This is a genomic window from Serratia sp. NA_13 (assembly GCF_052691735.1).
The window spans coordinates 218,824-241,345 of record NZ_JBQZFV010000001.1 but is presented as its reverse complement, the minus strand read 5'-3'; the positions used below and the strand labels follow the sequence as shown (position 1 = coordinate 241,345).

23 protein-coding genes and 3 tRNA genes are annotated in these 22,522 nt (G+C 52.9%); 17 read left to right on the top strand and 9 right to left on the bottom strand.

The window, feature by feature from the left end; all coding sequences use genetic code 11:
* Positions 1-119 precede the first annotated feature (119 nt).
* Complete coding sequence (locus ACUTSU_RS01130; protein WP_445653654.1) at positions 120-1,970, top strand: polyurethane esterase; 1,851 nt, start codon at positions 120-122, stop codon at positions 1,968-1,970.
* A 67-nt stretch (positions 1,971-2,037) separates the two neighbouring features.
* On the opposite strand, the gene ACUTSU_RS01125 is transcribed toward ACUTSU_RS01130, so the two are convergent.
* From ACUTSU_RS01125 to ACUTSU_RS01115, 3 genes are all read right to left on the bottom strand, one after another.
* A complete protein-coding gene (locus ACUTSU_RS01125) occupies positions 2,038-2,934 on the bottom strand; it encodes an aldo/keto reductase (protein ID WP_445651099.1) in 897 nt (298 codons plus the stop codon).
* Positions 2,935-3,033: 99 nt separating this feature from the next.
* Entirely contained in the window at positions 3,034-3,273 is a 240-nt protein-coding gene (locus ACUTSU_RS01120; RefSeq protein WP_174352483.1) for a DUF1289 domain-containing protein, read from the bottom strand.
* A gap of 21 nt (positions 3,274-3,294) precedes the next feature.
* Positions 3,295-4,224 (bottom strand): LysR substrate-binding domain-containing protein, encoded by a 930-nt coding sequence (locus tag ACUTSU_RS01115; protein WP_445653653.1) that lies wholly within the window; start codon positions 4,222-4,224, stop codon positions 3,295-3,297.
* 123 nt (positions 4,225-4,347) lie between these two features.
* Here ACUTSU_RS01115 and ACUTSU_RS01110 point away from each other — a divergent pair, with 123 nt between their 5' ends.
* From ACUTSU_RS01110 to ACUTSU_RS01095, 4 genes are all read left to right on the top strand, one after another.
* On the top strand, positions 4,348-4,989 hold the full coding sequence (locus ACUTSU_RS01110; protein ID WP_445651097.1) for an NAD(P)-dependent oxidoreductase: 642 nt from the start codon (positions 4,348-4,350) through the stop codon (positions 4,987-4,989).
* Positions 4,990-5,145: 156 nt separating this feature from the next.
* Entirely contained in the window at positions 5,146-6,783 is a 1,638-nt protein-coding gene (gene eptA, locus ACUTSU_RS01105; RefSeq protein WP_445651096.1) for a phosphoethanolamine transferase EptA, read from the top strand.
* A gap of 226 nt (positions 6,784-7,009) precedes the next feature.
* Positions 7,010-7,630 (top strand): TetR/AcrR family transcriptional regulator, encoded by a 621-nt coding sequence (locus tag ACUTSU_RS01100; protein ID WP_012144934.1) that lies wholly within the window; start codon positions 7,010-7,012, stop codon positions 7,628-7,630.
* 87 nt (positions 7,631-7,717) lie between these two features.
* Positions 7,718-8,815, top strand: coding sequence for an alkene reductase (locus ACUTSU_RS01095; RefSeq protein WP_445651095.1), 1,098 nt, complete (start codon positions 7,718-7,720; stop codon positions 8,813-8,815).
* A 69-nt stretch (positions 8,816-8,884) separates the two neighbouring features.
* Here the strand turns inward: ACUTSU_RS01095 and idi are convergent, their stop codons facing one another.
* Positions 8,885-9,424: an isopentenyl-diphosphate Delta-isomerase gene (gene idi / locus ACUTSU_RS01090; RefSeq protein ID WP_445651094.1), complete on the bottom strand. Its 540-nt coding sequence runs from the start codon at positions 9,422-9,424 to the stop codon at positions 8,885-8,887.
* A 338-nt stretch (positions 9,425-9,762) separates the two neighbouring features.
* On the opposite strand from idi, the gene gloA reads away from it, so the two are divergent.
* On the top strand, positions 9,763-10,170 hold the full coding sequence (gene gloA, locus ACUTSU_RS01085; RefSeq protein ID WP_153860638.1) for a lactoylglutathione lyase: 408 nt from the start codon (positions 9,763-9,765) through the stop codon (positions 10,168-10,170).
* Between the two features lie 78 nt (positions 10,171-10,248).
* Positions 10,249-10,929 carry a ribonuclease T gene (rnt, locus tag ACUTSU_RS01080; RefSeq protein ID WP_135316354.1) on the top strand — a complete coding sequence of 227 codons (681 nt, stop codon included), beginning with the start codon at positions 10,249-10,251 and terminating at the stop codon, positions 10,927-10,929.
* A 70-nt stretch (positions 10,930-10,999) separates the two neighbouring features.
* On the opposite strand, the gene ACUTSU_RS01075 is transcribed toward rnt, so the two are convergent.
* Complete coding sequence (locus tag ACUTSU_RS01075; protein WP_012144929.1) at positions 11,000-11,347, bottom strand: Grx4 family monothiol glutaredoxin; 348 nt, start codon at positions 11,345-11,347, stop codon at positions 11,000-11,002.
* Positions 11,348-11,761: 414 nt separating this feature from the next.
* Between ACUTSU_RS01075 and ACUTSU_RS01070 the strand changes: the two genes are divergently transcribed.
* Positions 11,762-12,583, top strand: coding sequence for a C40 family peptidase (locus ACUTSU_RS01070; protein ID WP_445651093.1), 822 nt, complete (start codon positions 11,762-11,764; stop codon positions 12,581-12,583).
* A gap of 192 nt (positions 12,584-12,775) precedes the next feature.
* Positions 12,776-13,354 (top strand): superoxide dismutase [Fe], encoded by a 579-nt coding sequence (sodB, locus tag ACUTSU_RS01065; RefSeq protein ID WP_445651092.1) that lies wholly within the window; start codon positions 12,776-12,778, stop codon positions 13,352-13,354.
* A 53-nt stretch (positions 13,355-13,407) separates the two neighbouring features.
* Here the strand turns inward: sodB and cydH are convergent, their stop codons facing one another.
* Positions 13,408-13,497: a cytochrome bd-I oxidase subunit CydH gene (cydH, locus tag ACUTSU_RS01060; protein ID WP_004943739.1), complete on the bottom strand. Its 90-nt coding sequence runs from the start codon at positions 13,495-13,497 to the stop codon at positions 13,408-13,410.
* Positions 13,498-13,820: 323 nt separating this feature from the next.
* Here cydH and purR point away from each other — a divergent pair, with 323 nt between their 5' ends.
* Positions 13,821-14,846, top strand: coding sequence for an HTH-type transcriptional repressor PurR (gene purR, locus ACUTSU_RS01055; protein ID WP_135316351.1), 1,026 nt, complete (start codon positions 13,821-13,823; stop codon positions 14,844-14,846).
* Here the strand turns inward: purR and punR are convergent.
* A complete protein-coding gene (punR, locus tag ACUTSU_RS01050) occupies positions 14,843-15,787 on the bottom strand; it encodes a DNA-binding transcriptional activator PunR (protein ID WP_445651091.1) in 945 nt (314 codons plus the stop codon). The two genes, purR and punR, sit on opposite strands and share 4 nt — an antisense overlap.
* 123 nt (positions 15,788-15,910) lie before the next feature.
* Between punR and punC the strand changes: the two genes are divergently transcribed.
* On the top strand, positions 15,911-17,119 hold the full coding sequence (gene punC, locus ACUTSU_RS01045; protein WP_445653652.1) for a purine nucleoside transporter PunC: 1,209 nt from the start codon (positions 15,911-15,913) through the stop codon (positions 17,117-17,119).
* Between the two features lie 340 nt (positions 17,120-17,459).
* Positions 17,460-18,611 carry a cyclopropane fatty acyl phospholipid synthase gene (gene cfa / locus ACUTSU_RS01040; RefSeq protein WP_445653651.1) on the top strand — a complete coding sequence of 384 codons (1,152 nt, stop codon included), beginning with the start codon at positions 17,460-17,462 and terminating at the stop codon, positions 18,609-18,611.
* Between the two features lie 225 nt (positions 18,612-18,836).
* Here the strand turns inward: cfa and ACUTSU_RS01035 are convergent, their stop codons facing one another.
* The gene (locus ACUTSU_RS01035) at positions 18,837-19,133 is read right to left on the bottom strand and encodes an I78 family peptidase inhibitor (protein WP_174352494.1); all 297 of its coding nucleotides are present in this window, start codon (positions 19,131-19,133) and stop codon (positions 18,837-18,839) included.
* A gap of 29 nt (positions 19,134-19,162) precedes the next feature.
* Positions 19,163-19,813 carry a riboflavin synthase subunit alpha gene (locus tag ACUTSU_RS01030; protein WP_135316347.1) on the bottom strand — a complete coding sequence of 217 codons (651 nt, stop codon included), beginning with the start codon at positions 19,811-19,813 and terminating at the stop codon, positions 19,163-19,165.
* Between the two features lie 242 nt (positions 19,814-20,055).
* Between ACUTSU_RS01030 and ACUTSU_RS01025 the strand changes: the two genes are divergently transcribed.
* The 5 genes from ACUTSU_RS01025 to ACUTSU_RS01005 all read left to right on the top strand — a co-directional run bounded on the left by ACUTSU_RS01025 (position 20,056) and on the right by ACUTSU_RS01005 (position 22,344).
* A complete protein-coding gene (locus tag ACUTSU_RS01025) occupies positions 20,056-21,432 on the top strand; it encodes an MATE family efflux transporter (protein WP_445651088.1) in 1,377 nt (458 codons plus the stop codon).
* 193 nt (positions 21,433-21,625) lie between these two features.
* Positions 21,626-21,702, top strand: a tRNA-Val gene (locus tag ACUTSU_RS01020).
* Between the two features lie 21 nt (positions 21,703-21,723).
* Positions 21,724-21,800: transfer RNA gene (locus ACUTSU_RS01015), tRNA-Val, on the top strand.
* Between the two features lie 21 nt (positions 21,801-21,821).
* Positions 21,822-21,898: transfer RNA gene (locus tag ACUTSU_RS01010), tRNA-Val, on the top strand.
* Positions 21,899-22,038: 140 nt separating this feature from the next.
* Entirely contained in the window at positions 22,039-22,344 is a 306-nt protein-coding gene (locus tag ACUTSU_RS01005) for a cupin (RefSeq protein ID WP_445651087.1), read from the top strand.
* Positions 22,345-22,522: the final 178 nt, after the last annotated feature.

Below are 22,522 nucleotides of genomic sequence, written 5' to 3'. Positions count from 1 at the left end.
AATTCTGCCGATATCGGTCCTCTGACCAGCTGCCGTTCGGTATATCCTCTCTACCAGCACAGCTGCAATAGCTATTCAAAGATCACCCCGGCACTGCAGCTAGTTCATAAGGAACTGATATGGGAATCTTTAATTATCAAGGGCTCGACGAGGAAAAATCCAAGGCGTTATTCACTGACGCTCTGGCGATTTCCACTTATGCCTATCACAATATCGACAATGGCTTTGATGAGGGCTACCACAATACCGGTTTTGGATTGGGTTTACCGTTAACGCTGGTGACGGCGTTAATTGGCAGCACGCAGTCACAGGGTGGGTTACCCGGTATTCCCTGGAACCCCGACTCGGAAAAGGCGGCACTGGAAACGGTAAATAACGCCGGGTGGTCAGTGATAGGGGCCGACCAATTGGGTTATACCGGTAAAACCGACGCGCGTGGTACCTATTACGGTGAAATCCTGGGTTACACCACCGCACAGGCCGAAGTTTTGGGAAAATATGACAGTGAAGGTAATCTCACCTCCATTGGTATTGCTTTTCGTGGCACCAGCGGCCCGCGTGAATCCCTGATTACCGATAGCATTGGAGATTTGATTAATGATTTGCTGGCGGGTTTTGGTCCTGCCGGTTATGCCGATAATTACAGTCTGAAGGCCTTCGGTACCCTGCTAAGTGATGTCGCCAAATTCGCCCAGGCACACGGGCTGAGCGGCGATGATGTGACCATCAGCGGCCACAGCCTGGGTGGACTGGCGGTAAATAGCATGGCAGCACTCAGCGACGATAATTGGGGTGGCTTCTACGCGCCATCGAACTATGTGGCGTTCGCCTCACCAACGCAATACGAGACTGGCGACAAGGTGATTAATATCGGTTATGAAAACGACCCGGTATTCCGCGCGCTGGACGGCACCAACCTGACATTATCCTCATTGGGAGTCCATGATAGCCCACGGGAGTCCGCCACCAATAATATCGTTAATTTCAACGATCATTATGCTTCTGACGCCTGGAATATTCTGCCCTTCTCAATCCTGAATATTCCAACCTGGCTATCCCATCTGCCCTTCTTTTATCAGGACGGGTTGATGCGGGTACTAAACTCAGAGTTTTATTCGCTGACCGGCAAAGACTCAACGGTGATTGTTTCCAACCTCTCGGATGTCACCCGCGGTACTACCTGGGTTGAGGATCTCAATCGCAATGCTGAAAAACACAGCGGCCCGACCTTTATTGTTGGCAGTGACAGTAATGATTTAATCAAAGGCGGCACTGGGAACGATTACCTTGAGGGCCGCGCCGGTAATGACACTTTCCGCGACAATGGCGGTTTCAATATTATTTCCGGCGGCGAAGGCAATAACACTCTGGATCTGCAGCATGAATTGAAAAATAGCGAGGTTGCCTACGACGGCAATACGCTCTACCTGCGTGACGCCAAAGGCGGTATCACCCTAGCCGATGATATTGGCACACTGCGAACTAAAGAAACCTCTTGGGTCATCTTCAGCAAAGAGTTGGATCATCAGGTTACCAGCGCCGGATTAAAATCGAGCGAAGGGCTGAAGGCCTATGCTTCATCACTCAACGGCGGTTCCGGCGATGATATCTTGCAAGCGCGTGCCAATGATAAATGGCTGTTCGGCAACGATGGCAACGACACTCTGCTTGGCCATGCTGGCGGTAATTTAACCTTCGTCGGCAGCACCGGTAACGACGTCATACACAGTCAAGGCGGCAACAATACCTTCCTGTTCAGCGGTGACTTTGGTCAGGACCAGATTTACGGCTATCAGGCGCAGGACAAACTGGTCTTTATGGGCACCGATGGCAGCAGCGCGGGCGGTAACTTCCGCGATTTCGTTTCTGAAGTGAACGACAATCTGGTGTTTAACTTTGGCGGCAATACGGTCACGCTGGTCGGACTGGGGCTAAGCAGCCTGTCGGACGGCCAGGTGGTGCTGGCCTGAGGTTGTGGGATATCAGAAAGTAAAACCGGGCAACCACGGTTGCCCGGTTTCTTATGGTCATAGAGATTTATGGGACGTCGTAACCCAGAGCTGCCTTGCGAATACGGAACCACTGCTGACGACTCAACGTCAACTGCTGTGCTTTCAGCGCCGAACGCACGCGCTCAATCTTGCCGGAGCCAATAATCGGCAAAGGTGACGACGGCAAACGCATCACCCAGGCGTACACCACCTGCTCGATAGTCTCGGCGCCAATCTCCAGTGCCACCGCCTGCAGCTCATCACGCAGCGGCTGGAACTCGGCGTCGTTGAACAGGCGGCCACCACCCAGACAAGACCAGGCCATCGGCTTGATGCGCAATTGCTGGCACTGATCCAGGGTACCGTCCAGAATAGCCGGTTGATGGATCGGCGAAATTTCCAGTTGATTGGTCACCAGGGAGAACGGCAGACGCGACTGCAGCAGCGTAAACTGCGTGGTGGTGAAGTTGGATACGCCAAAATGGCGCACTTTGCCGCTTTTATGCAGCGCCACAAAGGCTTCGGCCACCTCATCGGCGTCCATTAATGGATCCGGACGGTGGATAAGCAGCAGATCAAGGTAATCGGTATGCAAATGTGCCAGCGAGCGTTCCGCGCTATAAACGATATGTTCACGGTCAGTAATGTAGTGGCCAATCAGGTTACCCGGTTTAGCGGTGGTGGCGATGCCAAATTTGGACACCAGTTCCATCGATTGACGCAGTGAAGGCTTCAGACGCATCGCCTCACCAAAGGCTTGTTCGCAGGCATAGCCGCCGTAAATATCCGCATGGTCGGCGGTAGTGACACCCAGCTCAATATGCTGCTCAATAAACGCCAGCAACTGCTGCGGCGACATGCCCCACTCCATCAAACGCCAGTATCCGCAAATCATGCGGGAAAATTCAGGCCCTTGCGGCGCGAGCTGTACACGGTTTACCATTGTTGAAACCTCATGACATTGTTTCATGCCAGCATACACAAGCGGATAACTCGGTGGGAAGCGGAAAGCCGCGCTCACGTGCGGCAGATCAGAAATGACCTAGAACAGCGACGGTTGTTCCGGCAAGGGTTCGTCCGGTTGTTTATTAGCACGCTGCAGGCGCAGCAAGCGTTGGTGGCACAGGCGCAGCACGTCGCGTTTTTGTGCATCGCTCATTTGCATCCAGCCAAAGCGTTCCTCGCGGCTGCGCAGGCAACCACGGCAAAAGCCGCGATCGTCGGCCTGACAAATGCCGCGACACGGGCTGGGGATGTCAAAAAACTCGAGCTGCTGCGCCACACGTCCTCCTGCGTTTTCTTGCTAATTGAAGACGCCATCGGCGCCGCTGGCAAGTAACTTTTCGGCATGACGGTGAAAATAGTCGCGTAAATAACGCAGCGCCTGACGATTTTTCTCCGGCATTGCCCGTTCGAGCGTCATGGCGTGCAGCCGCAACGGTGCCGGTCGCCATTCAGGCATAAGTTGGATCAGTTCACCGCGCTGCAATTCATCCTCTATTTCATACAGCGGTTGAATCGATATCCCCAGACCGCTGCGGGTGAAGGCGCGCATTACGTTCATGCTGTCGCTGACGATCTGCCCCTCCGCCAGGCGCAATTTGAGCTGCTGCCCACTCTGATGATGCAAATCCAGATGCGCGCCGCTGAAAGCGCCGGAGATCCAGCGGTGCTGTACCAGATCCTGCGGCGTCTCGGGTACCCCATGCTGGCTAAGGTAGCGCGGAACGGCACACAGTACCATCGGCCATTCGGCCAACGGATGGGCAATCATATTGGCATCAGCCAGTTGACGATTGACCCGTAATGCAATGTCGATCCTTTGTTCGATCATGTCGACTATCCGATCGTCCGCCAACACCCGCAGAGTCAGTTTGGGATGCGTCTGCAACAGCGGTGCCAGCGCCTCTGCGAGCGGACGGCCGCCGATGCCAATGGTGGTTGCGATACGCAGCTCCCCCACCAAAGTGTCACGCAGCTCGGCCAGCCGTTGTTCAGCCTGCTGTGCCTGAAACAGCATTGCCTCGCAGCCGGGGTGAAATGCCGCCCCTGCCTCGGTCAGCGCCAGGCGTCGCGTAGAACGATGTAATAACGGCACACCGAGCGCTTTTTCCAGCGAACGCATATGCTGGCTGACCGCCGATGGCGTCATGCCCAGCCGCCGGGCAGCTCCGGCAAAGGAACCTTCCGCCACCACGGTAGCAAAAACCGCCATTCGATTCAGTTTATCCACGATTATGAAGTTTTACTTACTCAAGAAAGCATGAATATGGCACTAATCAAGCCTATTGTTAAGTACTACATTGTAGATACGCGCTCAGGTGGATCTGAGCTGATAAACGACAGGAGCAAACAGATGAAAGTAGCCATTATTGGAGCAACAGGTTTTGTTGGCCGCCGCGTGGTGGATGAAGCGCTGAACCGCGGTTTACAGGTCACGGCGATTGCACGTCAGCAAAAAGATTTGCCCGACAATGCAAACCTGACCATCGCTTTGGGCGACGTCGCCGACACCGAATGGCTGGCGAAACAGCTAACCGGTCAGGATGCAATAATCAGCGCCTTTAATCCGGGTTGGGCGGAAGAAAATCTGTATGAGAAAACCACCAGAGGCTCACAACAGATCCTGGACGCGGTGAAAAAATCCGGCGTAAAACGCCTGTTGGTGGTTGGCGGTGCCGGCAGCCTGGAAGTGGCGCCTGGCGTTGAACTGGTCGATACCCCACAGTTCCCGGAAAATATCCGCCCGGGTGCTCAGGCCGTGCGTGATTTACGCAATAAATTGCGCAATGACGCCCAACTCGACTGGACCTATTTGTCTCCTGCAGCTCTGCTGGAGCCTGGCAAACGTACCGGTCAGTTCCGTCTGGGAACCACCAAACTGCTGATGAACGGCCAGGCCCCGGCCGGTATCTCGGTGGAAGACCTGGCGGTAGCGATTACCGATGAAATCGAAAAACCGCAGTTTGTTAAAGCGCAATTTACCGCCGCCTATTAATCATTCTCACCTTCCCCCTACGCCAGACCCGCTCGGTCTGGCGTCTCTCAAACTAAACCCAACTCCCCCCAGAACCATGATAAATCTCTAAGGTTTTCTTAAGTTTCATCCTGTAAATTTCAGCGCATTACTCAATATCAGGATTCAGATTTGGCAATGTCGTTTCGTCAACGCTTACAGTGCAACAGCCTGGGTTTTATCCTCGCCAGTGCCTTATTCTTCACTCTGTTCCAGAATGCGTTATTCCTTCATAAAGCCTGGTCGTATATCACCTTCGATAACGTCCACAGCGTGATTTTCGCCGCCACCATGCCGGTGGTGATTTTCTGTGCGCTGAATATTATCTTCAGCGTGCTGACCGTGCCGTTCTTACGCAAGCCACTGATGATTTTCTTCCTGATCGGCAGCGCGACCGCCAACTACTTTATGTTCAGTTACGGCGTGGTGATCGACGGCAATATGATGCAGAACGCCTTCGAAACCAATCCTCAGGAAGCCACGGCGCTGTTGACGCCACGTATGGGCCTGTGGCTGTTGCTGCTGGGTATTCTGCCTGCGGTATTGGTGTGCTTTATCGAAATCCGTAAAACTCGCCCATGGTGGTACATGGTCGGGTTGCGCGCCGCTAACGTGATGCTCTCGGTGGTGGTGATCCTGATTATCGCCGCCCTGTTTTATAAGGATTACGCGTCGCTTATCCGTAATAACAAAAGCGTGGTGAAAATGCTGACGCCGTCGAACTTCGTTTCCGGCACCATCAAATTTACCCAGCAGCGTTACTTCACCCGCAATTTGCCACTGGTGAAAATCGGTGAGGATGCACGTAAAGGGCCACTGATTACTACACAAAAAAAGAAAACCTTGGTGATCCTGGTGGTTGGAGAAACGGCGCGTGCCGAGAACTTCTCATTAGGCGGTTATGAGCGTGAAACCAACCCACGCCTGAAGCAGGACAACGTGGTGTATTTTAAAAACGCCAGTTCCTGTGGCACCGAAACGGCGATCTCCGTTCCTTGCATGTTCTCCAACATGCCACGCCAGGATTATGACGCCAGCCAGGCTACCCATCAGGAAGGCATGCTTGACGTACTGGTGCATGCCGGGGTCAATGTGTTGTGGCGTGAAAACGACGGCGGATGCAAAGGTGCCTGCGATCGCGTGCCGCACATTGACATGACCAAGTTGAAACTGCCGCAGGATTGCGACAGTGACGTCTGTATGGATAACGTGCTGCTGTATAAACTGAATGACTACATCAACAGCTTGAAAGACGACAGCGTGATTGTGCTGCACCAGATGGGCAGTCACGGTCCGGCCTATTACCGGCGCAGCACGCCAGAGTTCCAGAAGTTTTCACCCACCTGCAACAGCAATCAGATCCAGGATTGCAGCCACGAGCAGTTGGTGAATACCTATGACAACTCACTGCTGTATACCGATGCCATGCTGGACGACACAATCAAACTGCTGGAGCAGTACAGCGGGAAATTCAACACGGCGCTGGTGTACCTTTCCGACCACGGTGAATCATTGGGTGAAAACGGCATGTACCTGCACGGTACGCCCTATGTCTTCGCTCCAAGCCAGCAGACCCAGGTTCCCTTCCTGATGTGGATGTCAGCAGACTATGAGCGCAACTTCAAGATCGATCGCCAGTGTCTGAACAATATGGCGGAAAAGGACGAAGTCTCACAAGACAACCTGTTCCATACCCTGCTCGGCATGCTGAACATACAAACCCGTGAATATCAACCGCAGCTGGATATTCTGCAACGCTGCCGGGGAGCCGCCTAAGGGCTTAACTTCCGCGCTTTATTCAGGCAAAGTATCACTCATCATAACCGGCATTTTTATGCTGGTTATGTTGCTGACAAAGCAGCCGAAAATCAATAAATTGATTTTCCTGATTTTTATTTATCGGCCTCTACTCGCTCTGGGCAGGAATGAGATTTGTCATCAGTCTGACCGGCATTTTATGCCGGTTTTTTTATTGTTATTGACCTAGACCAGTCGGTCTATTATGCTGACACCCATTATGACTAAACATGCGCACTGCCCTACAGATACCCGTGAACATTTGCTCGCTACCGGCGAGACCCTCAGCCTGCGTCTCGGTTTTACCGGTATGGGACTGAGCGAACTGCTGAGCACGGCGGGCGTGCCAAAAGGTTCGTTCTACCACTACTTCCGGTCGAAGGAAGTTTTTGGCGAAGCGATGCTACAGCGTTATTTCGAACACTATGATGCGGCAATGCAACAGCTGTTTGCCGATGATAAAGGTGATGCACGCCACCAATTGTTAAGCTATTACGCTCAGGCGATCAGCTATCACTGCCGCAGCGAATGCCATAACGCCTGCCTGGCGGTGAAATTGTCTGCCGAGGTGAGCGACCTGTCGGAGCCCATGCGTCATGCGCTGGAAACCGGCAGTGCCCGGGTGATTGGTCACCTGCAGGATACGATTGAACGCGGGATCCGCGAAGGTTCATTGTCGCTGGCCATGAGTCCGGCGGCCACGGCGGAAACGCTGTATTCCCTGTGGCTTGGCGCCTCTTTGCGCGCCAAAATCCGCCATTCGGTCGCCCCGCTGACCAGCGCGCTGGAAAGTATTGAACTGTTGCTGCGTCCGGCGCAGCGCTAAAAAAATGCCCTGACTTATCATGAATTGCCACATTGGGCGGTTTTATATTTATCACTAGTCGACCGGTCTATTAATATAGGATGCACTATGAAGATTGAAAAGTTGTTCTCCCCGCTGAAGGTTGGCGCTGTAATCCTGCCAAACCGCGTGTTTATGGCCCCGCTGACGCGCCTGCGCAGCATTGAGCCAGGTGATATCCCGACGCCATTGATGGGGGAATACTATGCCCAACGCGCCAGCGCGGGTCTGATTGTCACCGAAGCCACCCAGATTTCTTTCCAGGCGAAAGGCTATGCCGGCGCACCGGGGCTGCATACCCCAGAGCAGATCGCCGCGTGGAAAAAGATCACCCAAGCTGTGCATGAAAAAAACGGCCATATCGCCGTTCAGCTGTGGCACGTGGGCCGTATCTCCCATAACAGCCTGCAGCCGGGCCAGCAGGCTCCGGTCGCCCCTTCTGCGATCAATGCCGACACACGCACTACCGTGCGTGACGAAACTGGTGCCTGGGTACGAGTGCCAACCTCTACCCCTCGCGCCCTGGAAACTGAAGAGATCCCAGGCATCATTAACGATTTCCGCCAGGCGACTGCCAACGCACGTGAGGCCGGTTTCGACTTTATCGAACTGCATGCGGCGCACGGCTATCTGCTGCACCAGTTTATGGCTCCGGCATCTAATCAGCGTACCGATCAGTACGGCGGCAGCATCGAAAACCGCACGCGTCTGACACTGGAAGTGGTTGATGCCAGCATCGCTGAATGGGGTTCAGAGCACATTGGTATCCGTATTTCACCGCTGGGTCCGTTCAACGGCCTGGACAATGGTGAAGATCAGGAAGATGCAGCCCTGTATCTGGTGGAAGAGCTGAACAAGCGTAACATCGCCTATCTACACATTTCCGAGCCTGACTGGGCGGGTGGCAAGCCTTATTCCGACGCCTTCCGTGACTCGGTACGCGCCCACTTTAAAGGGGTGATTGTCGGGGCCGGTGCCTATACCGGCGAGAAAGCAGAAGAGTTAATTAATAAAGGCTTTATCGATGCCGTGGCCTTTGGCCGTAGCTATATCGCCAACCCGGACCTGGTTGAGCGCTTCAAACTGAGCGCGGAGCTGAACGAACCTAAACCGGAAACGTTCTATGGTGGTGGTGCTGAAGGCTATACCGACTATCCAACGCTGTAAGTAAAATAGCAAAGCCCGCCGGTAGACTAATACCGGCGGGCTTTTTGCCATTGAGGGGATATCTGTCAGTTAGCTCGCCGCCAACCTCGCCCAACGTTCCATTTCATTGGTTCCAAGATCCTTCATTATGGTGAGAAACCAAACGGTAAACTTTTCAGGATTACGCGTTGTTTCATCCATTAATTGCTGAATATCAGTCCACGACCAACTATGGGCCTCTTCAGGCGCTCCCTGCGGCTTGCCATCAAATAAACCCACGTAGATATGATCGAATTCATGCTCAATTAAATTGCCGGGTACCGCAGACTGATAGGTAAAGCTGGAAACTTGTTGTAGTTCAGTGCTGAAACCCATCTCTTCCTGCAGGCGACGCTGTGCCGCAGCCAGCGTTGACTCGCCCCAGCGCGGGTGGCCACAACAGCTGTTGGTCCATAGCCCGGCCGAGTGATACTTACTGAATGCCCGCTGTTGCAACAGCAGGCGGCCCTGGCTATCAAAGATAAAAATTGAAAATGCCCGGTGCAGTAACCCCTGTTGGTGTACCCGCATTTTGCTTTGGGAGCCAATCGGATTATCATCAGCATCAACCAGAATCAGCATTTCATCCATTAAGCGGCTCCTTCGGCAAACCTGATGTTCCTGCTGTGAAAATATAAACCGTCATTATTAATCTGATCCAAATTTATAAATTAGCCCTGTCCAATCCGGGCGCTAAATCGTTATCGTGACGCTCTGTTCCTGACAGCGGTTATAGTACTTATTTCCATGTTATGCACGGCGACAAAGTGTGCGGTAGTGTTACCCTGCCGAATTCCTGAGTGACAACGTCACTGATGTCATAATGCTCCCTGCCGTGGCATACATTGAAATCCCTTATGCGACAACGCTATACTGGATTTGCTTCAATCCATCCGCCATTGGCAACGGCACATCCAATCAGAGGAATTATGCGCTTACTCCATACCATGATCCGCGTCGGTGACCTGCAACGCTCCATCGACTTCTATACCAAGGTATTAGGCATGCGCTTGCTGCGTACCAGCGAGAACCCGGAATACAAGTACTCACTGGCGTTTGTAGGCTATACCGATGAAAGTGAAGGTGCGGTGATTGAACTGACCTATAACTGGGGCACCGACAGCTACGAGATGGGCACCGCATTCGGCCACCTGGCCCTGGGCGTGGATGATGTCGCCGCAACCTGTGACAGCATTCGTCATGCCGGCGGCAAGGTCACTCGCGAAGCCGGCCCGGTCAAGGGCGGCACCACGGTTATCGCCTTTGTTGAAGATCCGGACGGTTATAAAATCGAACTGATCGAGAACAAACACGCCGGCCATGGCCTCGGCCACTAAGGTCAACCAGGGGCGCTTTCTGCGCCCTTGTTTTTTCCGCGTGATAACCGCCTGCAACCGGGCGCAAAATTTGCCATAATGCGCGCTGCATTCGATGAAGATAAGAAACTGATGGCCGAAAAAAGTGATCTTAACGCCCTGAGTGGCCGTTTTCGTGGGTTTTACCCCGTAGTGATAGATATAGAAACTGCCGGATTTAATGCCAAAACTGACGCGTTGCTGGAGATTGCCGCCGTTACGTTAAAAATGGATGAAGACGGCTGGTTGCAGCAGGACGAAACCCTGCACTTTCACGTGGAGCCTTTTGAAGGTGCCAACCTGCAGCCCGAAGCGCTGGCGTTTAACGGCATAGATCCGAGTAATCCCCTGCGCGGTGCGGTCAGTGAGTACGATGCACTGCACGCTATTTTTAAAGCGGTACGCAAGGGCATTAAGGATCGCGGCTGTAACCGGGCGATAATTGTGGCGCATAACGCCAATTTTGATCACAGCTTCTTGATGGCAGCCGCCGAGCGCGCCAGCCTGAAACGCAATCCTTTCCACCCTTTCGCCACCTTTGATACCGCGGCGTTAAGCGGACTGGTGTTGGGACAGACGGTACTGGCCAAAGCCTGCATTGCCGCCGATATTCCCTTCGATAGTGCCCAGGCGCATTCAGCGCTGTATGACACCGAGCAAACCGCTCAGCTGTTCTGCGAGCTGGTTAACCGCTGGAAGCGTCTTGGCGGTTGGCCACTGGCCGCCACTAATACCGACTAAGACAAAAAAATCGGGCGGCCCAGTATTAGCTGGCACCGCCCGATGACTTGCAACAATAAAACCAAGCCGATTATGGCTGCTGGTCTTCCTGCTGTTTGTACTTCTCTGCCGTTTCTTTGATCAGCTGCTGCAATTCACCGCGCTGATACATTTCCATGATGATATCACAGCCGCCGACCAGCTCACCGTCTACCCACAGCTGTGGGAAAGTCGGCCAGTTGGCGTATTTCGGCAACTCGGAACGGATGTCCGGGTTCTGCAGAATATCAACATAAGCAAAGCGTTCGCCACAGGCAGACAGTGCCTGCACGGCTTGCGCCGAGAAACCGCAGTTTGGCAATTTCGGTGAACCTTTCATGTACAGCAGAATTGGGTTCTCAGTGATCTGGTGCTGAATTTTTTCAATCGTCGTCGTCATTATATTGCTTCCTCAAGCCAAATCTCATGGCTACAACATGCATCACACTGGCTATTGTAGCGGCTGGAACAGTTGCAAGAAAACGCCATCTTTTGCAAGGGCATTCCCCCGTTGTCAGTCGCGTCTCACCGGCAAGGCCTTTCCGGTCAAAACATATGCGCAGAATAACATTTTTAATCCGGCCATTTCACTAATATATTTCCTGTCAAAAAACGCCACTTAATAAGTTCCCTGGTGGTCGTTGTTGGTTTTTTATACATCAACGGTTTGATTTTTCGGCAAAAAAAATGCTATTAACGTTTTCTCACAATATGGATTATCATTTATGGGTTCTTCGCTGTTTTATATGGCGAAATTCGGGAATACTGTCACTCATTCGATATCTGTTCCGGGGCCAAGGTTGGTAACGTCGACATGCGTTTAATTCTTACGCTTTTTGTGCTGTTGTTTACACAGCTATTCTTTAATCTGGCGCACGCAGCGCCACAGTCGCGTGTTGCCGCTGAGCAGCGCAAGAGCCACGTAAACGAAGCCCGGCCGGATGACCGCAAGAAAAAGAAAGCGGTTAAAGCCAGCAGCAAAAAAGTGAAAGTCACTACTCCGCAGAAAACCGCCAAGGTCTCCAAAGCCAAAACAGAAAAAGCCGCTAAAAAGATCGTTAGCACAAAATCGAAAAACAAAACTCATAAAATAGCCAAAATTAAAGTGACTCCGCCGAAGAAGGGTTATAAAAAAGGCTATGGCCGCCATCGCAAAACCGGCATGGCAACCGCCAAATTGGTGGGTGACGAAAAGCCGCTGAAGCTCAGCCCGGCACACAAAAAACGCTACCAGCATGCCAAGCAAACCGCGATGGCCAAGCTGATGGATCAAATGGGTAAACCTTATCGCTGGGGGGGCACCTCGCCAAGAACCGGCTTTGATTGCAGCGGCCTGATTTATTACGCCTATAAAGACATCGTTAAAATTAAAATGCCGCGTACTGCCAACGAGATGTATCACCTGCGTGACGCAGCGCCAATCAAGAAGAGTGAACTGGAAAGTGGCGACCTGGTGTTCTTCCGCATTAACAACCGCGGTGTGGCTGACCATGTTGGGGTTTATCTGGGCAACGGTAAATTCATTCAGTCACCGCGTACCGGTGAAGAAATCCGCATCAGCCAACTCGACAACGACTACTGGCAAAACCACTACATCGGCGCACGCCGGGTTGTCACGCCAAAAACCATTCGATAATCTCTTTTGCGGCTGGCGCTGTCAGCCGCTCTCCCCTAATAGTTCCCGCAAACCTCATTGTTGTATTCAATCCCTTACCCGTTCCCCTGTATTTCATCGCGAAAATTGCTAATCTAAATACCCACAATAAAAACAGGTCAATCTATCGCCCATTGTTACGTCGGTGGACTGGCACTGTACAAGGAGAAAGCAATGTCGTTTGAACTTCCTGCATTACCTTATGAAAAAAACGCCCTCGAACCGCACATTTCCGCAGAAACCCTGGAATACCATTATGGCAAGCATCACAACGCCTACGTGGTGAACCTGAACAATCTGCTGAAAGGCAGTAAGTTTGAAGGGTTGTCCCTGGAAGAAATCGTTAAGGCCTCTGACGGCGGCATCTTCAACAATGCAGCCCAGATATGGAACCACACTTTCTATTGGCACTGTCTGTCGCCACAGGGCGGCGGTGAGCCTGAAGGTAAACTGGCTGAGGCAATAAATCAGGCATTTGGTTCTTTCGCCGCCTTTAAGCAGCAATTCAGCGACGCCGCAGTGAAAAACTTTGGCGCAGGCTGGACCTGGCTGGTGAAAACGCCAGAGAGTTCGCTGGCTATTGTTAACACCTCGAACGCGGCGACACCGCTGACCGGTGATGATAAACCACTGCTGACCGTCGACGTTTGGGAACACGCTTACTACATCGATTACCGCAACGCGCGACCTGCCTACCTGGAAAATTTCTGGTCACTGGTTAACTGGGCATTTGTGGAAAAGAACCTGGCGTAACGCGGGGAAAAACAATCAGGCGCAGCGAGCTGCGCCTGTTTTACTTGAGGGGATCAGTTCAAAGCAGCGGTGAAGCTGAAAGCAATAATCACGGCCAGCGCACAAACGGTGGTGAACAGTGACATTTTCAGATCGGTATCCATTACAACTCCTTTTCAGATTGGGTTGCCCAAGGGTAAAAGGCACACAATTAATGCGTCAAACCATTTTCACACAGTTAAACAATAAAATCTTGTTATCATTTCCCGGTTTATTATACCGATTACCTCTTCCACTTTGGCTCAATATGGGACAAAATTCGCAGTTCACAACTGTGTACCGGCAAAATGCCCCTCCTGACCAAGCGCTGACGACTTCAACACACTAAAAACTCAGTTTTCGCTTCTTTGGAGAAGGATCTACGCAGGCAAACGATTAACATCATACTTACATACTGCAACATGTGAGTTCAGGAGTCATTCTTTACATGGCAACGATTAAAGATGTGGCCAAACGCGCTGGCGTTTCCACCACCACCGTTTCGCACGTCATCAATAAGACTCGTTTCGTCGCCGAAGAGACTAAAGCGGCCGTTGGCGCTGCGATTAAAGAGCTGCATTACTCACCCAGCGCCGTAGCGCGCAGCCTGAAGGTCAATCACACCAAATCGATTGGCCTGCTGGCCACCTCCAGCGAAGCCCCCTACTTTGCCGAAGTAATCGAGGCGGTAGAAAACAGCTGCTACAGCAAAGGCTATACGCTGATTTTGTGCAACTCGCACAACAATCTGGACAAACAGCGGGCCTATCTGGCGATGCTGGCACAAAAACGTGTCGATGGCCTGCTGGTAATGTGTTCGGAATATCCAGACCAACTGCTGGGTATGCTGGAAGACTATCGCAATATTCCAATGGTCGTCATGGACTGGGGCGCAGCCCGCGGTGATTTTACCGATAGCATTATTGATAACGCCTTCGAAGGCGGCTATCTGGCCGGGCGTTATCTGATTGAACGCGGTCACCGCGATATCGGTGCCATTCCAGGCCAACTGTCGCGCAATACCGGTGGCGGCCGCCATCAGGGTTTTTTAAAAGCCATGGAAGAAGCCAATATCGAAGTACGCGACGAGTGGATTGTTCAGGGCGACTTTGAGCCGGAATCCGGTTACAAGGCCATGCACCAGATCTTGTCGCAGAAGCATCGGCCGACCGCGGTATTCTGCGGCGGCGACATCATGGCGATGGGCGCGATCTGCGCCGCCGACGAACTTGGGCTGCGGGTGCCACAAGACATTTCGGTAATTGGCTACGATAACGTGCGTAACGCCCGCTATTTCACCCCGGCGCTGACCACCATTCATCAACCCAAAGAGCGTTTGGGTGAGATGGCGTTCACCATGTTGCTGGACCGTATAATCAGCAAGCGCGAAGAGTCGCAGGTGATTGAAGTGCATCCAAAGCTGATTGAGCGCCGTTCGGTCGCTGACGGCCCATTCATCGATTACCGCCGCTAATTGCTATCGCCGGAAGCCGCTGTGGCTTCCGGCACCACTTCGCTTAGCCATTCCTGATTCAGCGTTTCACTGTCCCCCAGGTAATCCAACAGCCAGGCCATCGCCGGTGATGGCCTATTCTGCTGCCAGGTCAGGCAACAGGGGCTGGCCGGAAACGGCTGCTGCAGCTGCAACGCTACCAGTTCCCCACGCTGCACCAATGGCAAGGCCTGATGCGCCGGCATCATGCCAACGCATAGGCCGGCACACAGACAGTCCAGCGCCGAGGCCCAGTCCGGCACCACCAGCCGCCGTTGGTTATCCAGTGTCCAGGTGACCCGCTTGGGCAGATTACGCGAGGTATCTTCCAGACACAGGGACGGGAAAGGCCGCAGTTGATCATCATTCAACAGGCCGTCCAACGCCGCCAGCGGATGTTGCGGACTGACCACACACAGCCAGCGCATGTCGCCCATATCGCGAAAGGCAAAGCCGCCGCCGACCGGCACCGCACGCGTCGCCCCAATCGCCATATCAGCACGTCCGTCCACCAGCGCATCCCAGACGCCGTTAAACACTTCCAGTTGAACCAAAAGTTCTACGTCGGGAAAATGGCGATAAAAATCCAGCACCAGTTGGCGACAACGCTGGGGTTTAACAATGATGTCTACCGCAATTTTTAGTTGACCACGCCAACCGTTAGCCACCTGCTGGCACTGGCGGCGAGTGTCGAGCATTTTTTTGATGACACTGCGCGCTTCCTGCACAAATACCACGCCGGCCGGGGTCAGTTCCACGTCACGATGCCGCCGTTCAAACAGCGGAACTGCCAGCCATTGTTCCAATTGCCGCACGGTATAACTGACCGCCGAGGGCACTCGGTGCAGTTCCTGCGCCGCTGCGCTGAAACTACCTGTGCGGGCGACCGCATCTACCACATCGAGAGAATATTCAGACCACACAATCTTGCCTTCAATTTTTTTAACAGCACTTCGCAAATATTACCGTTTCACAAGCAGAGATCCAGCCGGATACACTTGCCGGCGCTAAAAACCTGCGACATTAAAATATTAACGAGAAATACCATGAGAAATTCCTTTGGTTTTATGTTATACCTTGCCGGCCTGAGTATGCTGGGTTACCTGGCCACCGACATGTACCTGCCCGCCTTTGGTGTAATGCAGCAAGATCTGCAAATTTCCGCCGGGGCGATCAGTGCCAGCCTCAGTATCTTCCTGGCCGGCTTTGCCTTTGCTCAACTGCTATGGGGTCCGCTTTCCGACCGTCTTGGCCGTAAACCGGTATTGCTGATTGGCCTGGCGCTATTTGCGCTGGGATGCCTGGGCATGCTGTGGGTACAAAATGCCGTTCAACTGTGGTCACTGCGGTTTATCCAGGCGATTGGCGTCTGTTCCGCCGCCGTCACTTGGCAGGCACTGGTGATCGACCGCTACCGTGAAGGCAAGGCAAACCGCGTATTCGCCACCATTATGCCGCTGGTAGCCCTCTCACCGGCTCTGGCGCCACTGGTCGGTGCCTGGCTACTGAACCACATGGGCTGGCGTGCCATTTTCGCCGTGCTGCTGGGCATTACCGTCATTCTCTTGCTACCGACTCTGCTGTTGAAAGAAAACGCCAAATCTTTGCCTTCCGCAGAAAATAAAAACGCCCTGACCTTCTGGCAACTACTGAAATCTCCGGTATTCAGCGGCAGCGTTATCATCTTTGCCGCCTGCTCCGCCGGCTTCTTCGCCTGGCTGACCGGTTCACCCTTTATTCTTGGCGATATGGGGTACAGCCCAAATGATATCGGCCTGAGTTATGTGCCACAGACCCTGGCCTTCCTGTTAGGGGGTTATGGCTGCCGCACCGCGTTAAATCGCATTAATGGCAACACCTTACTGCCGTGGCTGCTGGTAGCTTATGGCATCAGTATGGTGACGTTATATCTGGTTGCCACGCTGACCGAACCCACGCTTACCACGCTGCTGCTCCCGTTCTGCGTGATGGCGCTGGCCAACGGTGCCACCTACCCAATCGTAGTGGCAAATGCGTTAACCCCGTTCCCGGCAGGCACAGGCAAAGCCGCAGCGCTGCAAAATACCCTGCAGTTGGGCCTGTGTTTTGTCGCCAGCATGCTGGTATCGGCCTTTATCAGCCAGCCGTTGTTGGCAACGGTGACGGTGATGGTTTCTATGGTAGTATTAGCCGCATTGGGCTATATGCTGCAACGGGGAAAAGTGATGGAGGAACAGCAGGCGACGCGGCAGGAACATGCTAACTCAGCGTCATAATTGTATGTATTAATAATCACTTAAACAATATTTTTGCCGAGTGCGATTTACAGTTGAGTAAGCGTCTCGGCAAGCCTATACTCAAAACGACCTTTTAAAATAACACCTTTATAATTTCTTTATCACAAATTGCTGTTGTGTACGCGAATGGCGTCACACTTTTTTAAGGATTGTCTTTCCAGCGTTTCTTGCGCAGGAACCTTCTTAAAATTTTCCTCTGTTCATAGTCGGATATCAGGCACCACGGAACTTTTTGCCGTAGATAAACGTATGCACCCGCAGAATTTGTCTAAGCTATTTTTTGGCGGGTCATAAGTCAGAAGAAAGTGATGGAGAAGCTATGAGTTCATCGTGTATAGAAGATGTGAGCATCCAGGACAACCAATGGTATCGCATCGCTAATGAAATGCTCAGCATGGCCGGTATTGAAATAAACGGCTCACGCCCTTTCGATATTCAGGTTAAAAATCCCGATTTTTTTAAACGCGTGCTGCAGGAAGGTTCTCTTGGCCTGGGCGAAAGCTATATGGACGGCTGGTGGGAATGTGAACGGCTGGATATATTCTTTCAAAACGTGGTCCGTGCCGGGCTGGAAAAGAAACTCCCCCGCCATTTAAAAGATACCCTGCGTATTGCCGCCGCGCGACTCACCAATTTGCAATCGAAGAAACGCGCCTGGATAGTCGGTAAAGAACATTACGATCTGGGGAACGATCTGTTTACGCAGATGCTCGATCCGCATATGCAATATTCCTGCGCCTACTGGAAAGAAGCCACTACGCTGGAAGAAGCGCAAGAAGCCAAGCTGCGGATGATTTGCGAGAAACTGCAGCTGCAGCCGGGCATGAGCCTGCTGGATATTGGTTGTGGCTGGGGCGGGCTTTCCGCCTATGCGGCGAAAAACTATGGTGTTTCGGTGGTGGGCGTGACCATTTCCGCCGAACAGCAAAAACTGGCACAGGAGCACTGCGTCGGACTGGACGTTGAAATCCGATTGCAAGACTACCGCGATTTACACCTGCAGTTTGACCGTATTGTTTCTGTCGGCATGTTCGAACACGTCGGTCCGAAAAATTACCACACCTATTTTAAAGTGGTGGAGCGTAATTTAAAACCGGACGGTCTGTTCCTGCTGCACACCATTGGCTCGAATCGGACAGATATGAATGTTGACCCGTGGATCAACAAATATATCTTCCCGAATGGCTGCCTGCCGTCGGTCTCGCATATTGCCCAGGCCAGTGAGGGGCATTTCGTGATGGAAGATTGGCATAATATTGGCACCGATTATGATCGCACCCTGATGGCCTGGTACGAACGCTTCAAACAGGCGTGGCCACTGCTTGCCCAGCGTTATTCGGATCGTTTCGAACGCATGTTCAGCTATTATCTGAACGCCTGCGCTGGAGCCTTCCGCGCACGTGATATTCAACTGTGGCAAGTGGTATTCAGCCCTAAAGGGGTCGACGGCGGTATTCGCGTAACACGTTAATTATCCTGCAGCGTAAACGACTATACCCTATGGATTTCGAGTTGCAGCTAGGCGCCCAGCTCGCTCACCCCCAGGCGCTTACTTGAGTAAGTAACTGGGGGTGACAAATCTGCCGGGAGCCGATTTGAACGCTGCTTGCAGCGGCCCCTAAGGGGTGTGGCCCATGGACGGGCCACATAACCGAGTGCAGGTAACAACGCTGCAACTTAAAAGACGACGGGTATATCAGCCGCAATACACCCGGATGATTTTATCATCACTATCGCCGAGGAAATTCAGCCGGCGCAGGTTAAAGTCCATCGTGACCGCAGAGTTATACGGTATAGCGCGCACTTGCGACTCAATCTGCACGCCTTCCAGCGCTGACATCGGTTTGCCGACATAATTCTGATATTGCGCCGCGCCGCAGGTATCGTTCTCTGCATCCGCCGCTGTGTTGGCCGTACCCTGTTCCGGCGAGCTGCTACAAGCACTCAGCGCCAACAGCGCCGTTAACATCAACGTTTTCCCATAAAACTTCACGCGATAGCTCCTCTCTGGTTTGTCGTTCGTCAGATCTTCTGCGCCAGCGCACTCGCCGCCGCCATTGCCGCTTCACGGCTCGCCAACACCCGCTCGACAGTGTCAACCACCGCCTGCGTTTGTGGATCGATCTCAATATTCACCTTATCCCCCAAGCGTTTTTTGCCCAGCGTGGTGCGCTCCAGGGTTTCCGGGATCAAATGTACGCAAAAACGGTTATTCACTACTTCACCGATGGTCAGACTAATACCATCGATGCCAATGAAGCCTTTGTGCAGAACGTATTTCATCAGTTCCGCGTCCGGCATACGCAGCCATATCTGACGATTATTCTCAGAGGTATAAATCTTGGCAACCTCTGCCGTGCAGATAATATGGCCGGACATCAGGTGACCGCCAATTTCATCATTAAATTTGGCCGCTCTTTCGATGTTGACCACGTCGCCCAACGCCAGCTCACCGAGGTTGGTCAGGCGCAGCGTTTCTTTGATCAAGTCAAAACTGACGCGGTTGCCCTCTACCGCGGTGACGGTCAGGCAGCAACCGTTATGAGACACCGACGCACCAAGCTCCAGCCCGGGCAGCAGTTCAGTGGGCATCTCGATGACGTGAGTACGGAAGTTGGATTTTTCATCAATGGCGACCAGCGGCGCGGTGCCTTGTACGATACCGGTGAACATGTAGGCCTCTTCTTTCTAAAAATGTTTAAAGCGCTTGGGGCAGTTTGCCCCAGTTGACGATGAAAACCAAACCCGAGGCGACAAAAAATCTGCAGTTGCGCATTTAATAACTATTTCATCACAGCATTTGCTTAACCCCGCCGAGCGGGTACAATCTTTTTGAGAAAATTCCGCTATTTTTAATTGTTGTCCTTTCACGACGACCCTTCCCTCCATCATAAATAAATAGAAAAGGTGTGTGCGTGCAGAAGTACTTAATTGAAGCGCGTAGTTTATTGGCCCTCGCTATCCCGGTGATCATCGCGCAAATATCACAAACCGCAATGGGCGTGGTTGATACCATTATGGCCGGTGCCTACAGCGCCACAGATATGGCAGCGGTTGCCGTCGGCACTTCAATCTGGCTACCGGCCATCCTGTTCGGCCATGGCCTGCTGCTGGCACTAACGCCGGTGATTGCACAGCTGAACGGCGCTGGCCGACGCGATCGCATCGCTCATCAGGTTCGTCAGGGCTTTTGGCTGGCGGCCGCCGTCTCAATGCTGGTGATTATCGTGCTGTATAACAGCAAGTTTGTCATCGACATGATGCACAACATCGACCCGCAGTTGGCGGATAAGGCGGTGGGCTATCTGCATGCCATTATGTGGGGCGCGCCGGGCTATCTGTTCTTCCAGGTGCTGCGCGGCCAATGCGAAGGCCTGTCGAAAACCAAACCGGGCATGGTAATTGGCTTTCTCGGCCTGCTGGTGAATATCCCGATTAACTATATTTTCATCTACGGTAAATTCGGTATGCCGGAACTGGGCGGCATCGGTTGCGGCGTGGCAACCGGCAGCGTCTACTGGTTTATGTTCCTGGCGATGCGCTGGTACGTAAAACGCACCCCTTCCCAACGCGACATTCTGCCGCACGAAGGCAGCAACCTGCGGCCTGACTGGTCGGCGATGAAACGCCTGTTCGGCATTGGTCTGCCGGTGGCGCTGGCACTGTTCTTTGAGGTCACGCTGTTCGCTATCGTCGCCCTGCTGGTGTCGCCACTGGGTATTGTTTCCGTGGCCGGACACCAGATTGCACTTAACTTCAGCGCACTGATGTTTGTATTGCCATTGTCACTGGGTGTCAGCGCAACTATCCGCGTCGGCTATAGGTTGGGTGAAGGCTCGGTTGAAGGTGCGCGAATAGCCGCCTATGCGGCTATTGCCGTAGGTATCGCCATGGCCTGCTGCACCGCGCTGTTTACCGCCACCTTCCGTGAGCAAATTGCCCTGCTGTATAACGACAGCCCGGCGGTGGTTGCCATGGCCTCGCACCTGATGCTGCTGGCGGCCATTTACCAGATTTCCGACTCTATTCAGGTGATCGGCAGCGGCATTCTGCGTGGCTATAAAGATACCCGTTCAATCTTCTTCATCACCTTTATAGCCTATTGGATCCTGGGTCTGCCGAGCGGTTATGTGCTGGCGCTGACCGATATCCTGGTACCGGCTATGGGGCCAAGCGGATTCTGGATTGGCTTTATCATTGGCCTGACCTTCGCCGCCATCATGATGGCCATGCGCATGCGCTGGCTGCAAAAACAACCGGCGGTACTGATCCTGCAGCGATCCACCCGCTAAGGGTCGCTGTCGACCGGCAAGTCAAACCGGTCGACAGCTTCCTTACCCTGATTTGCAGAAAAAACCACCGCACTGCACATAAGCGCAGCAATCACGTGAAATACCGGATAAAATTGCGTTTTTCTCCTTGCCAGCACGCAGGTTGCTCGTTAATATTCGTCCCCGCTGTCAGCCATGACAGACAGGAAAAGATGCGTCCGTAGCTCAGTTGGTTAGAGCACCACCTTGACATGGTGGGGGTCGGTGGTTCGAGTCCACTCGGACGCACCAAATTCCTAAAAGCAGTACAGTGCGTCCGTAGCTCAGTTGGTTAGAGCACCACCTTGACATGGTGGGGGTCGGTGGTTCGAGTCCACTCGGACGCACCAAATATCTAAAAGCAGTGCAGTGCGTCCGTAGCTCAGTTGGTTAGAGCACCACCTTGACATGGTGGGGGTCGGTGGTTCGAGTCCACTCGGACGCACCAAATCATTGTTTCCCCAGTTTCACCCTATCGACTCGCGCCCCTCCACCGTTAACTCGCCGGTACGATCCCGTAGCTTTGCTCCTGTCACCGCAAGCCGTATCAGGTATCATCGAGGCGAATACCTTATCAGGACCGAATCCATGCTGACATTTACCGCCCAGACCCCGTTCGAAAAACTCGACAACGGCCTCATCCGTCGACAAGGCATCATGAGCAACGGCGCCCGTGCCACCGAAGTGAAATTTGATGCCGGAACCTTTGGCCAGTTGCAAAAGCGCGATTTCGCTCTGCAAACGCAGGTGGTTTCCGGTGAGTTCGAATTCACTCTGGGCAATGACATTCAGGTGGTGGTAGCCGGTGAAAGCATCATGATTCCTGCCAACACCGCCAGCGGTTGTTTCTGTCTGGCGGCAGGCACCCTATGGGAAATTGTCACCACAAACTGATCGGTAATACCTGCATTAATAAAGCGGTTATTTGCGCAACAAACACCGGCTAAGGGTTTGCATTTCGCCATATTTACTACTGATTTGACAGAACCGAGGTTTTGCATCGGTTTTTTATTTTGTTTCCCATAACAATGCCTTTATAATGCGCAACGTCTTTCAGTTGAATGGTTTCAGC

What these genes read in the sequence shown, in the direction of transcription:
- ACUTSU_RS01030 (WP_135316347.1), bottom strand. Translation starts at nt 19,813, where the DNA reads ATGTTCACCGGTATCGTACAAGGCACCGCGCCGCTGGTCGCCATTGAT.
- ACUTSU_RS01095 (WP_445651095.1), top strand. Translation starts at nt 7,718, where the DNA reads ATGAAGATTGAAAAGTTGTTCTCCCCGCTGAAGGTTGGCGCTGTAATC.
- cydH (WP_004943739.1), bottom strand. Translation starts at nt 13,497, where the DNA reads ATGGATACCGATCTGAAAATGTCACTGTTCACCACCGTTTGTGCGCTG.
- ACUTSU_RS01130 (WP_445653654.1), top strand. Translation starts at nt 120, where the DNA reads ATGGGAATCTTTAATTATCAAGGGCTCGACGAGGAAAAATCCAAGGCG.
- ACUTSU_RS01075 (WP_012144929.1), bottom strand. Translation starts at nt 11,347, where the DNA reads ATGACGACGACGATTGAAAAAATTCAGCACCAGATCACTGAGAACCCA.
- cfa (WP_445653651.1), top strand. Translation starts at nt 17,460, where the DNA reads ATGAGTTCATCGTGTATAGAAGATGTGAGCATCCAGGACAACCAATGG.
- punC (WP_445653652.1), top strand. Translation starts at nt 15,911, where the DNA reads ATGAGAAATTCCTTTGGTTTTATGTTATACCTTGCCGGCCTGAGTATG.
- purR (WP_135316351.1), top strand. Translation starts at nt 13,821, where the DNA reads ATGGCAACGATTAAAGATGTGGCCAAACGCGCTGGCGTTTCCACCACC.
- ACUTSU_RS01005 (WP_445651087.1), top strand. Translation starts at nt 22,039, where the DNA reads ATGCTGACATTTACCGCCCAGACCCCGTTCGAAAAACTCGACAACGGC.
- ACUTSU_RS01110 (WP_445651097.1), top strand. Translation starts at nt 4,348, where the DNA reads ATGAAAGTAGCCATTATTGGAGCAACAGGTTTTGTTGGCCGCCGCGTG.
- ACUTSU_RS01125 (WP_445651099.1), bottom strand. Translation starts at nt 2,934, where the DNA reads ATGGTAAACCGTGTACAGCTCGCGCCGCAAGGGCCTGAATTTTCCCGC.
- ACUTSU_RS01100 (WP_012144934.1), top strand. Translation starts at nt 7,010, where the DNA reads ATGCTGACACCCATTATGACTAAACATGCGCACTGCCCTACAGATACC.
- rnt (WP_135316354.1), top strand. Translation starts at nt 10,249, where the DNA reads ATGCGCGCTGCATTCGATGAAGATAAGAAACTGATGGCCGAAAAAAGT.
- ACUTSU_RS01070 (WP_445651093.1), top strand. Translation starts at nt 11,762, where the DNA reads ATGCGTTTAATTCTTACGCTTTTTGTGCTGTTGTTTACACAGCTATTC.
- gloA (WP_153860638.1), top strand. Translation starts at nt 9,763, where the DNA reads ATGCGCTTACTCCATACCATGATCCGCGTCGGTGACCTGCAACGCTCC.
- sodB (WP_445651092.1), top strand. Translation starts at nt 12,776, where the DNA reads ATGTCGTTTGAACTTCCTGCATTACCTTATGAAAAAAACGCCCTCGAA.
- idi (WP_445651094.1), bottom strand. Translation starts at nt 9,424, where the DNA reads ATGGATGAAATGCTGATTCTGGTTGATGCTGATGATAATCCGATTGGC.
- eptA (WP_445651096.1), top strand. Translation starts at nt 5,146, where the DNA reads ATGTCGTTTCGTCAACGCTTACAGTGCAACAGCCTGGGTTTTATCCTC.